Below are 14191 nucleotides of genomic sequence, written 5' to 3' on the forward strand. Positions count from 1 at the left end.
TTATGATAATTCCCCCATACTTAAAAAAAGGAGATACAATCGGCATTGCTTGTCCTGCCGGTTATATGGAAGCAGCAAAAGCGCAAGCCTGCATTGAAACATTGCAGCAATGGGGTTTTCAAGTAATGGTTGGTAAAACCCTGGGAAGCAATTCCGATAATTATTTTAGTGGTACTGATGAAGAACGGTTAGATGAATTACAGGCGATGCTGGATGATGAAAGTATTAAAGCTATTCTTTGCGGGCGAGGCGGTTACGGGGTAAGCCGGATAATTGATAAAATCGATTTTAAAAAATTCAAGCGAAATCCCAAATGGATAATTGGCTTTAGCGATATCACTGTTCTGCATGCTCACTTGAACAGCAAACTAAAGGTCGCATCGCTTCATGGGCCAATGGCCGGTGCTTTTAACGATAAAAATGAATTTGTACTTTCTTTACAAAAAGCACTAGCCGGTAAGAAAACAAACTATCACTGTGCAGTTCATTCATTTGATAGGCAGGGAAATGCAACCGGTGAATTGGTTGGCGGAAACTTAGCATTGTTGGTACATTTAATTGGCACGGCATCGGATGTCAACACAAAAAACAAGCTTTTATTTATAGAAGATATTGGAGAATATACTTACAATGTAGATAGAATGTTTCATCAATTAAAAAGAAGCGGTAAGCTGCAAAACCTTGCCGGGCTTATCATTGGTGGGTTTACAGATATGAAAGATACTGTTCGTCCTTTTGGTAAAACAGTATATGAAGTAATTAATGATATAGTTCAGGAATATACTTATCCCATCTGCTTTGGTTTTCCTGTAAGTCACGAAAAGGAAAACTACGCTTTAAAAGTAGGAGGGAAATATGAATTGAAGGTTGCTAAAACAAAAGTTAGTTTGAAAGAGCTATAACTATTTATTTTACGTAAAGCTGCAAAGAAAATACAGATGATCTTTATTCATCATCCTCTTCTATATACACCCTTCTCATCTTCAATTTATTAACCGGCGCAACGATCAGCGGGAATTTTTCTACAGATACATTTGACTGTGATAAGCCAAAGCCTTTTTCTTCGCTCAATGAAATTTCTTTTAACCAGAAATATAAGCGCATGATCAATCGCTCCATAAATGGCAATTCATTATCCTGCGATAAAAATTTCTCCATTACCACAAACTGAAAATCACCAACCATATTATTTTTCTGCTGACTTTCATAACGACTGGTAACATTCACTTCTTTATTCAATACCAGGTCTTCAATAACTTTTCTAAACATCAAATTCAAACGTGGTGCCATTCTAAAGCCCAGTCTAAATTCAACACGGATAATATCATTCGGAATAATATGGTCAACAATATAGTCGCAGGTATAAGGATCGTCCAATGTATCCACGTGTACAAACCAATAAATGTCGGCACGTTTAGGTTTGCCGCTTAATATCGAATAAACGATCTTATGTTCTATTTCTTTAGGATTATTGGCACTTGTTAGATACACCAGGTGCGTAGCATATTTAGGCACAGAAATATCATTGCTCAATTCTTCCAAACGTGGAATATATTCTTCCAAACGCACAAATTCTACGTAACGGTTTTTGATCTTTCTTGCCCTGAACCATATATACATTACAGCAAATAAAGCACCACCCATGATCAATGTTACATAACCGCCATGAGGGAATTTATCTAAGTTGGCAATTAAGAAACTTGTTTCTATAATTAAAAAAGTACCTAAGAAAAGCCAAATCAATAAGGGGCGTATCCTTCGTGATATCAGGTAGTTGGAAAATAAGATAGTAGTGGCCAACATGCACAAGGTAATTGCCAAACCGTAGGCAGCGCCCATAGCGCCCGAAGTTTGGAATTTTAATGCCACACCACAGCATCCTAAAAACAATAATGTATTAATGCCGGGAATAAATAATTGCCCTCTTGCTTCAGTAGGATAAACGATCTTCATCTTTGGCCATAAGTTTAAGCGAATGGCTTCACTAATGAGTGTGAACGAACCGCTGATCAATGCCTGGCTGGCAATAATGGCTGCAGCTGTAGCTATGATAACACCGGGTAACTGGAACCATGCAGGCATTATGCTGTAAAATACTTTCGATTCAAATAAATGGTTCGATTGATTTTTCAACAACCATGCACCTTGACCGATATAATTTAATATCAGGCAGATCTTTACAAATATCCACGACACACGGATGTTGCCTCTTCCACAATGGCCAAGGTCGCTATACAGTGCTTCCGCACCCGTAGTACATAAAAATACGGACCCCAATAGCCAGAACCCATTCTTATAGGTAGTCAATAATTTGATAGCATAGTAAGGATTGAATGCTCTAAAAATATCCATACTATCCGTGATATGTAATATTCCCAGTACTGCCATCATGCTAAACCAAATGAACATGATCGGCCCGAATAATTTACCGATAGATGCAGTACCAAACTGCTGCATAAAAAACAGGATAGCCAGGATGCCTAAAACGATATATACGATAGTTGTTTGATCAATATTGCTAAACCTGGGCAGGATCTTCAACCCTTCAATAGCAGAAGTAACAGAGATGGGAGGCGTGATCATACCATCTGCCAGCAGTGCTGCACCGCCGATCATAGCAGGTAATACCAGCCATTTACGTTGTCTGCGCACCAAGGTGTATAAAGAAAATATACCACCCTCACCGCGGTTGTCTGCCTTTAGTGTAAGAATTACATATTTAAGCGTGGTCTGTAAAGTAAGCGTCCAGATGATGCAGCTCAATGCACCAATGATTAAGTCTTCGGAGATAATGCGTCCGTTAATAATTTCATCAAAAACGTACAACGGTGAAGTCCCGATGTCCCCGTAAATTATTCCAAGGGCAACCACCAACCCGGCGGCTGATACCTTATTAATATCAATGTGTTTCGACACGGAAAAGTGTTTTGGTTGAATGCTGTATGGTATAGGTTGAAAAGCAGACACAAATGTAGATGTAAAATGAACACCAAGCAGCGAAATATTTATAAATCTTGCAGTTAGCAGCAATTCTTTATATTTTTTTTATATGGACGTGCCCCCAAGCTATCGCAAGGGGTCGGGCTTTCCGCTGCAAGTCCTTGCCGCAGCCCCAACGCACAAATCCTCAGCTGTAGGCTTTCCGCTTTAATCCCTCACGCAGGAATTGTTACAGCTAACTTATTAATGAGGCAAGTGTTTAGTAATAGAAATCATGCTAGTAGCATGGGGCTTATCCATTTTTAATAGAGCCGCATTTTAACAAACTTTATAATTATTCTTTTATAGTTTGGCATTATAATTTCCTCTTCATACAAACATTTCTACATCACTTTATTTACTGAATTAATCGTTGCCCGGTAAACTATTGTAATACCATTACACTGCTTTCATCATCTCATGTAAAACAATAAGTATGAAAGCCAAAATATTTTTTACAATAATGGTCATATCAGCATTCACTATTAAAGCCAATGCGCAATTGGCAAAAAATTTAAGCGTTGGCTTAGATGCAGGCGCTTATGTTTACCAGGGAGATCTGGTGCCGGCAGGTTTCGGTGCGCTTAATTCCTCTTCGTTAGGGATCAGTTTATATGCACAAAAGCCTTTCAGTAATTATTTATCGGTGCGATTGCAATTTGCTGCAGCAAGATTGCAAGCCAATGAAAGCAAATACAATACCCCCGCATACAGGCAACAGCGAAATTTTTCTTTTACTACTCCATTGAAAGAAATCAGCGGCTTGCTGGTATGGAATATTGCCGGTTCCAATTATACCAACTTTGGCATACAGCCTTATATATTTACAGGTATTGGGGTTTCCTTTATTAATACAACAGCCGACTCAAGCAGGATAAACAGGGATTATTTTAAAAACAGCAATATAGATACGTTGTTGGCTGCAGATAAAGCACATGGCACACCGGGATCGCTTCCTGTAATTCCTTTGGGAATAGGCGTTGACATTCCAATATCTGAAAGACTGGCTTTGAATGCAGAAGCTAATTATCGTTTTGCATTTACTGACTATATAGATGGTTTCAGTCGTTCTGCAAACCCTAACCTGGATGACCATTATTACAGTTTATCGGTAGGATTAAAATACCGGTTTACAGGTGGCGGCAGTTCAGGCAAGGGAGCAGTAGATTGTCCTAAATATTTATATTGATCCAATATAGATCCAATACCTCCAAGTAATATCCTTTGTAATAAAAACGGGGCTTACAACTAAGGCAAGATCTTTTTTTGAAAGATCTTGCCTTTATTTTTAATGCAACCTATACTGTATGTTATATGTCTTTGTCTCAATCAAAATTTATTAAAAAAAGAACCGGCATAGGTTCATTAATTTTACAGCATGAAAAAAATAATTACACTGGTAGTATTGTTCATTACATTTTCGTTCAGCAGTTGCGATGTAATTAAAAATGTTGGCAGTAACATACTTACACAGGGTGATGCTATTAGCGGCGTAAAAGAATTATTGTCGATGGGCAGCAATTTACAAAACGGAGCTTTTAGTAAAGATGCATTGATGGCTGCTATTCTTCCTAAAGATGTAAATTCTGTTTTACAAAAATTGCAACAGCTTGGTTTAGGCGGGCAAGTAGATAAGTTTACCAATAACCTTACCAATGCTGTAACTGAAACAGCCACAAAATCAGGACCTATATTTTTGTATGGAATAAAACAGATGACAATAGTAGATGCGATCACCATTGTAAAAAGTGGCGGCACTGCTGCTACCAACTATTTAAAAACAACTATTGGCGATAGTTTGCACAATGCAGTAACTCCTGTTATGCGTACAGCATTAAATCAATATAATATCGCTGATGAATGGGATAAATTAATAGGACCTGCAAAGATCTTATTAGGCAATAATGCAAAGCTCAATGTTAATTTGGATTACTTGTTAGCGGGCGTAGTTACGAATTCTATGTTTGATAAAATTGGTGAACAGGAAATAGCGATACGCACCAATGCCGCAGCACGCACAACTCCTACATTACAGAAGGTTTTTGGAACGGATTGGAATAAGACAGGGATCACTCAATAATATATTCAATCATTAAAGATAAAAGAGCCATGAATTTTGTCATGGCTCTTTTAGTAAAGACAAACTCCTCAGCTATTGCGCCGTTGCCAATCGTTTGCTTAATTCCGGGAAACGAATAACAGCTGTTATCCAAACAATAATTTCAATTATAATCGGGAACATAACTGGTTGCCCGTGCTCCAAATGTGTTGCAATGGCACCGCCTAAATAAGCTGCCAACAACAGCGTGCCTAATAATCCGCTGCGAGGAATTATAAAAAGTGAAATAGATAAAATTTCTACAATAGCAATCAGCTTTAAGGTATCTAACGATATTCCTAATGCTGCGGCACCTTGGGACGCTTGCGCTCCACCTTTTATCTTCATGAAAGCGCTGCTTATAAATACTAAAGCCAGTAATCCGGTGAATACCCAGCCAATGATCTTTCTTGTTTTTTGTGTCATAATTCTTTTTTTAGAACACAAAGCTATGTACCTTTACTATCTAAAAGATACCAGTTTCCTAAAGGATACCGGTATCCTTTAGGAAACCAATCAGTAAAGCAATATGTTATCAGATAAAATTCAACACACCTCAGAAAGCTGCACCAAAAGCATAGAAGCAGTTAGAGATACGCTTTATGTATTGAATGGAAAATGGAAGCTACCCATCATAATAGCGCTTAGCGAAGGACCTAAACGGTTTAAAGACCTGCAACGTTCTTTACAAACCATTACACCTAAAATTCTTTCGAAAGAATTAAAAGAATTGGAGTTGAATGAATTTATTACACGAACAGTTTATTCAACATCTCCTGTAACAGTAGAATATGAATTGACGAAGTATAGTCAATCTTTAAATAGAATAATTGGTGAAATGCGGGAATGGGGATTGCAACATCGTAAGAGGATCATGAATAGTAGTAAAAAGAAGATTGCTGCGTTGAAATAATCACTGTTGGATTATTTTAAGGTAATTTTCCAAAAGCATTTTTATCTCTTGAGCAGACTGTTTATCGTAAGCGTTAAAAAACTTTGTTTTATCTGCGTGATAAGTTGCCACCCATTTATAAAATAAGGCATGACGAATAGCATAAATTTCTTCTGCCTTTTTACCGTCATCGGTAGAAGAAGCTACAAGCGATTGCAATTGATTGTTTTTAAATAAATAAGTATAACGGATCAAATACTTGCCTCCGTAAAAATAATCATTGAATATATCTGAATCATATTCTATACTTGTTATTGTGTCTTTTGAAATACTTACTGATTCTACATTCCATTTAGTTTGGAAGACCTGGTTCCACCCAGTCAGGTAAGAAATATATGCCGGTTTTCTTGTCATAATCTGTCTTTCGTATAGGACAAAATCGTCTGCCAGCAAGGAGTCCATTGCTTTGAAATCTGCAGCAGCATAAATAGAATGAAAGTTGTTGAATAATTCTTTAGGAGTTTTTGCAGGAGTGGTAAAATGCAGCAATAAAATTATTCCAAGAAAATACTTCATAAAAATACTTTGATCGAAAGATAAAATATTTATTTCAACTCTTGATTAGGTTATTGCTTAGCACTTACCTAAGTCTTTCACTTTCCTTCACCATTTTATTATCCTTATAAATTGCCCTGGCAGCAAATACAAAAAAGAAAATTCCGCCGATATAGATCATTGACCAAAGTGTAGGATCGCCGGTTTTGAAATTTTTTATCTCGTTATAATAAAGATAAATGCAGAGTAATTGTAAGATTATGCCAACTATGCAAAGCCTTATTTGCACCGGTCTTTTTTTGTAGAAAAAAACTGCAATTAACGCAATGGCTGTTATAGCCGCTGATACAATTATTAATGGAATAGTTGCCGTAGCCGTTACCGCTGCAGGCGTTCCATCAGTATGAATACCATTAAAGCAAGGCAGCTTGAACGTTAATACTGCAAAAGCTGCTACTAATAATAACCATACTGATTGAATACGTTGTATCATGGCAAATAGTTTTAAGAATTATGTCTCCCAGAGACGCAAAGCACACAGAAAAATTTATTGATCATTTTATGCTTCACATCTCTGTGAGAAAAATATTATCCTAACTCCGGATATAAGACGAATTGCTCCATGAATTCGTTCACTTGTTTGCGAACTTCATTAATAATGTTATCATCATCCGCATTCATCAACACTTTATCAATCGAATGAACTACAAACGGAATATGTTCTTCTTTCAATCCACGGGTAGTAATAGCAGGTGTACCTACACGAATACCCGAGGTCACGAAAGCGCTTTTATCATCAAAAGGAACCATGTTCTTGTTCAATGTAATTTCTGCTTTTACCAACACTTGCTCTGCCTTTTTACCGCTGATATTTTTATTACGAAGATCGATCAGCATTAAATGATTATCTGTTCCGTTGCTGATCAGCTGATAGCCTTTATCTACAAACGCTTTTGCCATTGCCTGTGCATTGCTGATAACCTGTTTTGCATACACAGTAAATTCATCGCTCAATATTTCACCAAAAGAAATTGCCTTAGCAGCAATAATATGTTCCAACGGGCCGCCTTGAATGCCCGGAAATACTGCCATATCCAGTAAATTGCTCATCATTCTTAAATTACCTTTTACATCTTTCAATCCAAAAGGATTTTCAAAATCTTTTTTCATTAAGATGATACCGCCTCTTGGTCCACGTAAGGTTTTATGTGTGGTAGAGCTTACAAAATGGCAATGTTCAAATGGGGAGTTCAACAAGCCTTTTGCAATTAAACCGGCAGGATGCGCCATATCGCACCAAACAAAAGCGCCAATTTCATCGGCCACTTTCCTGATACGGGCATAATCCCAATCACGGCTGTATGCCGATGCACCACAGATAATTACTTTTGGTTTTTCTTCTCTTGCTTTCTTTTCCAATGTTTCATAATCAACCAAACCGGTTTCTTTAACTACGCCATACGAAGAAACATTATATAATTTACCGCTGAAGTTTACAGGAGAACCATGTGTTAAGTGCCCGCCCATGCTAAGATCCAATCCTAATATTTTGTCGCCTGCATTCAAAATAGCTAATAACACTGCTGCATTTGCCTGCGCACCGCTATGAGGTTGCACGTTGGCATATTCACAATCAAAAATTTGCTTTAAACGGTCAATAGCCAATTGCTCAGTCTGATCTACGATTTCACACCCTGCATAATACCTTCTTCCCGGGTAACCTTCTGCATATTTATTGGTCATTACGTTACCCATTGACTGTATCACCTGTAAGGAGGCAAAATTTTCAGAAGCTATCAGTTCAATTCCGTGGCGTTGACGTTGTAATTCTTTATTAATTAAGTCGAATACGATTTGATCTTTTGGCATGTTATTTTTTTGAGACTGCAAATATACAATGGCAAATTATAAATTGATTAAGGTTATGATCATGTAGCTAATATTTGTGCTGATATTAAACATCGTTGTGTCATTCCCTTGTACGGCATATCATCTTTGAACACTTTAGCAACAGTGTTATACCCCTCTATTCATTAGCATATCAGCGCATTAGCTTATTAGCACATTCCCGAATTACCAAAATATTCCTACCTTCACCCCTTGTTCTAAAAAATTCATTATTAGTAAAGACCATTTGGAAGGGTTATGAAAGCAGTAATTCCCGTTGCAGGAGCAGGCACTAAACTACGACCACACACCTACACACAACCTAAAGCTTTAATACCGCTTGCAGGAAAAACTATATTAAGCGTAATCATTGATCAGTTACATGAAGCCGGAATAAAAGATTTTATTTTTATTGTTGGTTACCTGGGAGAAAAAATACAGGATTATGTAAAAGCAAAATATCCTGATCTTAATTGCTATTTTGTTTATCAAAATCAACGTTACGGAACAGGTCATGCTATTGACCTCGCAAAAGAAATAGTAGGCAGTGAAGAAGTGTTTATTGTATTGGGTGATACTATTGCTGAATACAATCTGCATGAAGTGTTGGAATCTCCTTATTCTATGCTGGGCGTAAAAAAAGTAGATGATCCCCGCAATTTTGGCGTAGCAGAAATTGAAGAAGATGGCTTTATCAGCCGGGTAGTAGAAAAACCTTCTATACCCAAAAGTAATATGGCATTGGTAGGATTGTATAAGATAAAAGAGACCGATCTGTTGTTCAGTTGCCTGCAAAAGATAATGGCAAAAGCAGACAAGATGAAGAACACGGAAAGTCTCAGTTTAACGGACGCATTGGAATGTATGATCCAGGCGGGAGCAGAGTTTAAATCATTCAAAGTGCAGAACTGGTATGATTGCGGAAAAAAAGAATCGTTACTTGAATCCAATGCAGTGTTGCTGAAAAAATTCGGCGGCGGCGTCCCTGAAAAAGAAAAATACGAAAACACCATTATCATTCCTCCCGTAAGTATTGCTGAAGGCTGTGATATAAAAAACTCTGTGATTGGTCCCAACGTAGCAATCGGAGAACACACTGTTTTAAATTATACTATTGTTAAAGACTCTATAGTCGGCTCTTTCACTAAATTATACGATGTAGTATTAGATGATTCTTTGATTGGCAGCGATACCAGCATTAAAGGCGAAACCCGCTCTCTCAATATCGGCGATGATACAGACATTGATCTCGGATAATTGAAAATTTCAAATTATAAAGTTGCATATTGACTTTATTTGTCAACTCGATGATTAATTACTAATTTTTAGTATTAATTAAATGCAATGTTTTCAAACCGGATAACGCAGCTCTTCAACATTCAATACCCCATTATACAAGCCGGAATGGTTTGGGCAAGTGGTTGGCGTTTAGCCAGTGCCGTTAGTAATGCCGGAGGGTTAGGTTTAATTGGCAGCGGCAGTATGTATCCGGAAGTATTAAAAGAACATATACAAAAATGCAAAGCTGCGACTGATAAACCTTTTGGTGTAAACATTCCGCTATTATATCCTGATATTGATAAACATATCCAGATAGTAATTGAAGAAAAGATCCCCATTGTATTTACATCAGCCGGAAATCCTAAAACATATGCAGCATTATTAAAACAACACGGAATAACAGTAGTGCATGTAGTAAGCAGCAGTAAGTTTGCTGTTAAAGCACAAGAAGCGGGCTGTGATGCAATAGTTGCCGAAGGTTTTGAAGCAGGGGGACATAACGGAAGAGAAGAAACAACAACAATGGTATTGGTTCCGGCAGTTTGTAAAGTTGTTAATATTCCTGTTATTGCAGCGGGCGGTATTGCAACCGGCAGACAAATGTTGGCTGCAATGATCCTGGGAGCAGAAGGTGTTCAGATCGGTAGTCGCTTTGTAGCTAGTCAAGAAGCATCCTCACACATGAAATTCAAAGAAGCCCTTATTCATTCAAAAGAGGGCGATACCATTCTTACATTAAAACAATTAACTCCTGTTCGATTGATCAGGAATCAATTTTATAACCAGGTGCAAGAGCAAGAAAGCAAGGGGGCAATTGTTGAAGAACTTAAAGCATTATTAGGAAAAGGCAGAGCTAAAAGAGGGATGTTTGAGGGCGATCTGGAAAATGGGGAGTTAGAGATAGGGCAGGTTAGCGCTATTATTAATGATATCTTGCCTGCAGCAGACATTGTAAAGAACATATGGAATGAGTTCGCTGCAGTTATGGAAAATGCACTGAAATAAAGTATTATATTTGCCTCATTATAAAAATAAAGGAAAATTAACTCCCGACAAATGCAATTTAGTTTAGCGTTTTTTAAAAAAAGACACTCGGTTCTCTTATTCCTTTTTACAATTTGCTTTTTTATTTCTGCTCAATGCCAACCTCCGAGTACGGCTCCCCGGGAACAATCTTTAAATCAACAAAATATAAATGATGTGTTGCAGCAAAGTGGAATTGATCCCACACAAATGACACAACAAAATTTCAGAAAATATTTTGATGACAACAATAGTAAAAAGCCATCAAATGGTGCTGATATTAATAAATCAAATACAGAGGATGTAAAGAAGAATGAGAATAAAACACTCGATCACGACAGCACGCAAAAAGATAATATCAAAGCAGAGGCTTATAATCCTGAACAAACATATGGGGCCAATGTATTTCAAAACACAGCAACTTATAATGTCGGCGAATTATCTACTCCTCCATTAGATTACCCGATAGGCGTCGGTGATCATATTATAGTGGCGCTATGGGGCGGTGGTGAATACCAGGAAGATTATATTGTTGCAAAAGACGGCTCTATTTTTCCTGCCGGTCTTGGAAAAATAATGGTGCAGGGCTTAAAATTTGAAGCCGCACGTGCTTTGATTTATTCACGTTTTAAAAGCGTAGTGCCTGCCAGTACAAATGTAGAAATTACTTTAGGAGAGCCGAGATCGATCAATGTAAATGTAGGTGGGGAAGTGGCAAACCCGGGTCCTGTAACTATTTCGGCGTTTTCCAATGCATTTAATGTAATAGGATTGGCGGGTGGCATTACTCAATTTGGTAATTTAAGAGAGATACAAATTAAACGAAACGGAAGAGTGATCGATAGGCTGGATGTATATAAATATCTTACCTCAGGAGATATAGGCTCGCATATCTATCTTCAAAATAATGATTTTGTTTTAGTGACTTTTTATGAAAAGAAGGTGTTTGCAACAGGTCAGTTTAAAAGACCTATGTATTATCAATTAAAAAAAGAAGAAGGCTTAAAAGACCTAATCAGGTATTCAGGTGGTTTTACACCGGATGCTTTTACTTCTGATGTTAAAGTAATTCGCACTGAAAAAGAAAGCCAGGTGATCAAAGATGTTAATGCTACTGCCATTCTCAATATAACTAATCAAGACTTTGCGTTAAGCGATGGTGATATTGTAAAAGCAGATCTGATACGCCCGGGTATAACCAACAAAGTGGAATTAAAAGGTGAAGTAGCTTATCCCGGTAATTATGAATTAAGAAAAGGAGATCATTTGTTTGATGTGATAAACCGTGCAGGTGGCATTACTAAAAATACATATTTGCAAAGAGCATTTGTATTTCGTGGAAGTACAGGAGACTCTACTTCTATAAAATCAGACAGGTTGGAAATAGACTTAACAGATATAAATAAAGATCGGTTTAGTCTTGCCAACCCAAATAATATTTTATTAGAACCTAATGACATTATACAACTGTTCGCTTCTAATGAATTTTTAGATGAAGAGTATGTAGAGATTTCCGGTGAGGTGCGCAAACCGGGGAAAGTAAGAAGATATGGAGGTATGACCTTACAAGACCTTCTTTATTTATCCGGTGGATTAAAATCATCAGCTGAGTTTGGCAGGCTGGAAATATCTAGCATTGTAGATATGGATTCAGCCAAGCAAGGATTAAAACCTACGCGGACAGTTATACAATCTTATGCAGTGCTTTCCAACCTTGCTTTAGATTCTGTAGCATCGCATATAATGCTAAAACCATACGACCAGGTTTTTGTAAGAAAAAATCCAACTTTTCAATTCCAGGAAAATGTACAATTGTTAGGATTGTTTAAGTATCCCGGTCAATATTCTAAACTAAATAAAAATGAACGTCTGTCAAGTTATGTGAATCGTGCAGGAGGAGTAAGAGAAAATGCAGACCTATCCGGCGCTATCTTGTTTAGAAACAAAACCGATCTTTTTAGAGAATCAATTATAAATAATGGACGTTCAGACAGCAGCCTGATAGGCATGAGGGAACCTGTTAGCATTGATCTGGAAAAAGCATTAAGATCCCCCAATTCTAAAAATGATGTAGTACTGCAGGAAAACGATGTTATTTATCTACCTGAAATAAATCCTTTTGTAAGGGTGCAGGGAAAAGTGCAATCTCCGCTTAAAATAACCTTTGACAGCGATCACAAAAAGTTACTATACTATATTGATAAGGCCGGCGGTTTTGGTATTCGTCCCTGGAGAAAAAGGATTTATGTAACCTATGCTAATGGAAAGAGCAAACGTACAACCAATATTTTCTTTATACACTTTTATCCAAAGGTAGATCATGGTTCTGTTATTACAGTTCCCGAACGCCCGCAGGGAACCGATGTTGGAAATGTAGTTGTACAGGGTATTACAGCGACCATTCCTATTATTATTGGAGGATTTATTTTTAAGTATATAAAATAATTTAGCAGCGTGAATTCAAATGATTTTTTAAAAGCGGCTGTAGAAAAAGTAAGCAGGTTTAAAGCACTGATCATTACAATAAGTATTGTGGCTGCAGCGTTGTTTTTTATTGTTGCTAAATTTAAAACCATTCAATACACTTCAAAGGCTACACTTTTTCCATTAAATAATTCTTCCGAGAATGGCGGTCCGAATTCGTTGAGCGGACTTTTGGGGTTAGGGACTACCACGCAAAATTTTAATGTAGATGCAAGCGTAAATATTATCGAACTTACCAAAAGCCGGAATGTAAGAGAATCTGCAGCATTGATTAAACTGTCCGGAAAATGGAACAATAAAACCGTCGCAGAATTATTGATTGAAGAGGCCAATAAACATGCCTTTCCTTTAATTGGAGAAAAGATCAAAATGCCTACAGACAGTGCTTCCTTAGCAATGACCGGCGGCCAATTATTAGAACCGAGTTTAGATGCACGCTTAAATAAGAATGGTGTATTGGAATTAAATTTTACTTCTACTAATGAAGAATTAGTTAAGCCTGTTTCAGAGGCGATCATTTCAACTATTTCACAGTTTTATATCAACTTAAAAATTGAAAAAGCAACGTTAGACTATAAGTTTACACTGGTCAAAATCGATTCGTTGCAGCATGCGCTGGACTCATTGGATGGAAGAATTATAGGAATGCATAATTCAACTCTTTTTACTCCGGTAGATAAAATACAATATTCGTTACCAAAAGACAATATTGAAGAAGAAAAATTAAGAACCACCCGTGAACAGGATATTGCTATTAATAACAGGGAAGAAGCGGTGTGGAGGCTTCAAAAAATTACACCTATAGTTGCTGTGTTGGATAAACCCAATCCGCCTTACCAGGTAAAAAAAGCTTCATCACTCGTTTATGCAATTGGCGCATTTATTGTTGCAGCATTGCTGACAATAATTTTATTATTGTGGGAGTTATTAAAGCAATTGATCAAGGCTGAGATATCAAAAGCGATGTCTAAATCAACAAAGGCATAAGAATA

13 protein-coding genes are annotated in these 14191 nt (G+C 37.2%); 8 read left to right on the plus strand and 5 right to left on the minus strand.

Annotated features, from left to right (window positions below; genetic code table 11):
• Positions 1-2: 2 nt before the first annotated feature.
• A complete protein-coding gene (locus K9M53_RS02470; protein ID WP_224017676.1) occupies positions 3-902 on the plus strand; it encodes a S66 peptidase family protein in 900 nt (299 codons plus the stop codon).
• A gap of 43 nt (positions 903-945) precedes the next feature.
• On the opposite strand, the gene K9M53_RS02475 is transcribed toward K9M53_RS02470, so the two are convergent.
• The gene (locus tag K9M53_RS02475) at positions 946-2916 is read right to left on the minus strand and encodes a KUP/HAK/KT family potassium transporter (RefSeq protein WP_224017678.1); all 1971 of its coding nucleotides are present in this window, start codon (positions 2914-2916) and stop codon (positions 946-948) included.
• Positions 2917-3415: 499 nt separating this feature from the next.
• Between K9M53_RS02475 and K9M53_RS02480 the strand changes: the two genes are divergently transcribed.
• Positions 3416-4168, plus strand: coding sequence for a DUF6089 family protein (locus tag K9M53_RS02480; protein ID WP_224017680.1), 753 nt, complete (start codon positions 3416-3418; stop codon positions 4166-4168).
• 189 nt (positions 4169-4357) lie between these two features.
• Positions 4358-5059: a DUF4197 domain-containing protein gene (locus tag K9M53_RS02485; RefSeq protein ID WP_224017682.1), complete on the plus strand. Its 702-nt coding sequence runs from the start codon at positions 4358-4360 to the stop codon at positions 5057-5059.
• A gap of 72 nt (positions 5060-5131) precedes the next feature.
• On the opposite strand, the gene K9M53_RS02490 is transcribed toward K9M53_RS02485, so the two are convergent.
• Positions 5132-5503, minus strand: a complete 372-nt coding sequence (locus tag K9M53_RS02490; protein ID WP_224017684.1) for a DoxX family protein — start codon at positions 5501-5503, stop codon at positions 5132-5134.
• Between the two features lie 103 nt (positions 5504-5606).
• Between K9M53_RS02490 and K9M53_RS02495 the strand changes: the two genes are divergently transcribed.
• A complete protein-coding gene (locus tag K9M53_RS02495; protein WP_224017686.1) occupies positions 5607-5990 on the plus strand; it encodes a winged helix-turn-helix transcriptional regulator in 384 nt (127 codons plus the stop codon).
• On the opposite strand, the gene K9M53_RS02500 is transcribed toward K9M53_RS02495, so the two are convergent.
• The 3 genes from K9M53_RS02500 to K9M53_RS02510 form a co-directional block, all read right to left on the minus strand.
• Positions 5991-6545 (minus strand): hypothetical protein, encoded by a 555-nt coding sequence (locus tag K9M53_RS02500; protein ID WP_224017688.1) that lies wholly within the window; start codon positions 6543-6545, stop codon positions 5991-5993. It lies immediately after the preceding gene.
• 64 nt (positions 6546-6609) lie between these two features.
• On the minus strand, positions 6610-7017 hold the full coding sequence (locus tag K9M53_RS02505) for a DUF4293 family protein (RefSeq protein WP_224017690.1): 408 nt from the start codon (positions 7015-7017) through the stop codon (positions 6610-6612).
• A 95-nt stretch (positions 7018-7112) separates the two neighbouring features.
• The gene (locus K9M53_RS02510; RefSeq protein ID WP_224017692.1) at positions 7113-8393 is read right to left on the minus strand and encodes a serine hydroxymethyltransferase; all 1281 of its coding nucleotides are present in this window, start codon (positions 8391-8393) and stop codon (positions 7113-7115) included.
• A gap of 276 nt (positions 8394-8669) precedes the next feature.
• On the opposite strand from K9M53_RS02510, the gene K9M53_RS02515 reads away from it, so the two are divergent.
• From K9M53_RS02515 to K9M53_RS02530, 4 genes are all read left to right on the plus strand, one after another.
• On the plus strand, positions 8670-9668 hold the full coding sequence (locus K9M53_RS02515) for a sugar phosphate nucleotidyltransferase (protein WP_224017694.1): 999 nt from the start codon (positions 8670-8672) through the stop codon (positions 9666-9668).
• 87 nt (positions 9669-9755) lie between these two features.
• Complete coding sequence (locus K9M53_RS02520; protein ID WP_224017696.1) at positions 9756-10697, plus strand: NAD(P)H-dependent flavin oxidoreductase; 942 nt, start codon at positions 9756-9758, stop codon at positions 10695-10697.
• Between the two features lie 195 nt (positions 10698-10892).
• Positions 10893-13160 (plus strand): polysaccharide biosynthesis/export family protein, encoded by a 2268-nt coding sequence (locus K9M53_RS02525; protein WP_224017698.1) that lies wholly within the window; start codon positions 10893-10895, stop codon positions 13158-13160.
• 9 nt (positions 13161-13169) lie between these two features.
• Positions 13170-14186, plus strand: coding sequence for a GumC domain-containing protein (locus tag K9M53_RS02530; protein ID WP_224017700.1), 1017 nt, complete (start codon positions 13170-13172; stop codon positions 14184-14186).
• Positions 14187-14191: the final 5 nt, after the last annotated feature.

This window comes from Ferruginibacter albus (genome assembly GCF_020042285.1).
GTDB classification, from domain to species: Bacteria; Bacteroidota; Bacteroidia; order Chitinophagales; family Chitinophagaceae; genus Ferruginibacter; species Ferruginibacter albus.

Bases quoted from the DNA above. Each gene is read 5' to 3' on its own strand.
- K9M53_RS02470 (WP_224017676.1), top strand. From the start codon at position 3: ATGATAATTCCCCCATACTTAAAAAAAGGAGATACAATCGGCATTGCT.
- K9M53_RS02480 (WP_224017680.1), top strand. From the start codon at position 3,416: ATGAAAGCCAAAATATTTTTTACAATAATGGTCATATCAGCATTCACT.
- K9M53_RS02485 (WP_224017682.1), top strand. From the start codon at position 4,358: ATGAAAAAAATAATTACACTGGTAGTATTGTTCATTACATTTTCGTTC.
- K9M53_RS02490 (WP_224017684.1), bottom strand. From the start codon at position 5,503: ATGACACAAAAAACAAGAAAGATCATTGGCTGGGTATTCACCGGATTA.
- K9M53_RS02495 (WP_224017686.1), top strand. From the start codon at position 5,607: ATGTTATCAGATAAAATTCAACACACCTCAGAAAGCTGCACCAAAAGC.
- K9M53_RS02500 (WP_224017688.1), bottom strand. From the start codon at position 6,545: ATGAAGTATTTTCTTGGAATAATTTTATTGCTGCATTTTACCACTCCT.
- K9M53_RS02505 (WP_224017690.1), bottom strand. From the start codon at position 7,017: ATGATACAACGTATTCAATCAGTATGGTTATTATTAGTAGCAGCTTTT.
- K9M53_RS02510 (WP_224017692.1), bottom strand. From the start codon at position 8,393: ATGCCAAAAGATCAAATCGTATTCGACTTAATTAATAAAGAATTACAA.
- K9M53_RS02515 (WP_224017694.1), top strand. From the start codon at position 8,670: ATGAAAGCAGTAATTCCCGTTGCAGGAGCAGGCACTAAACTACGACCA.
- K9M53_RS02520 (WP_224017696.1), top strand. From the start codon at position 9,756: ATGTTTTCAAACCGGATAACGCAGCTCTTCAACATTCAATACCCCATT.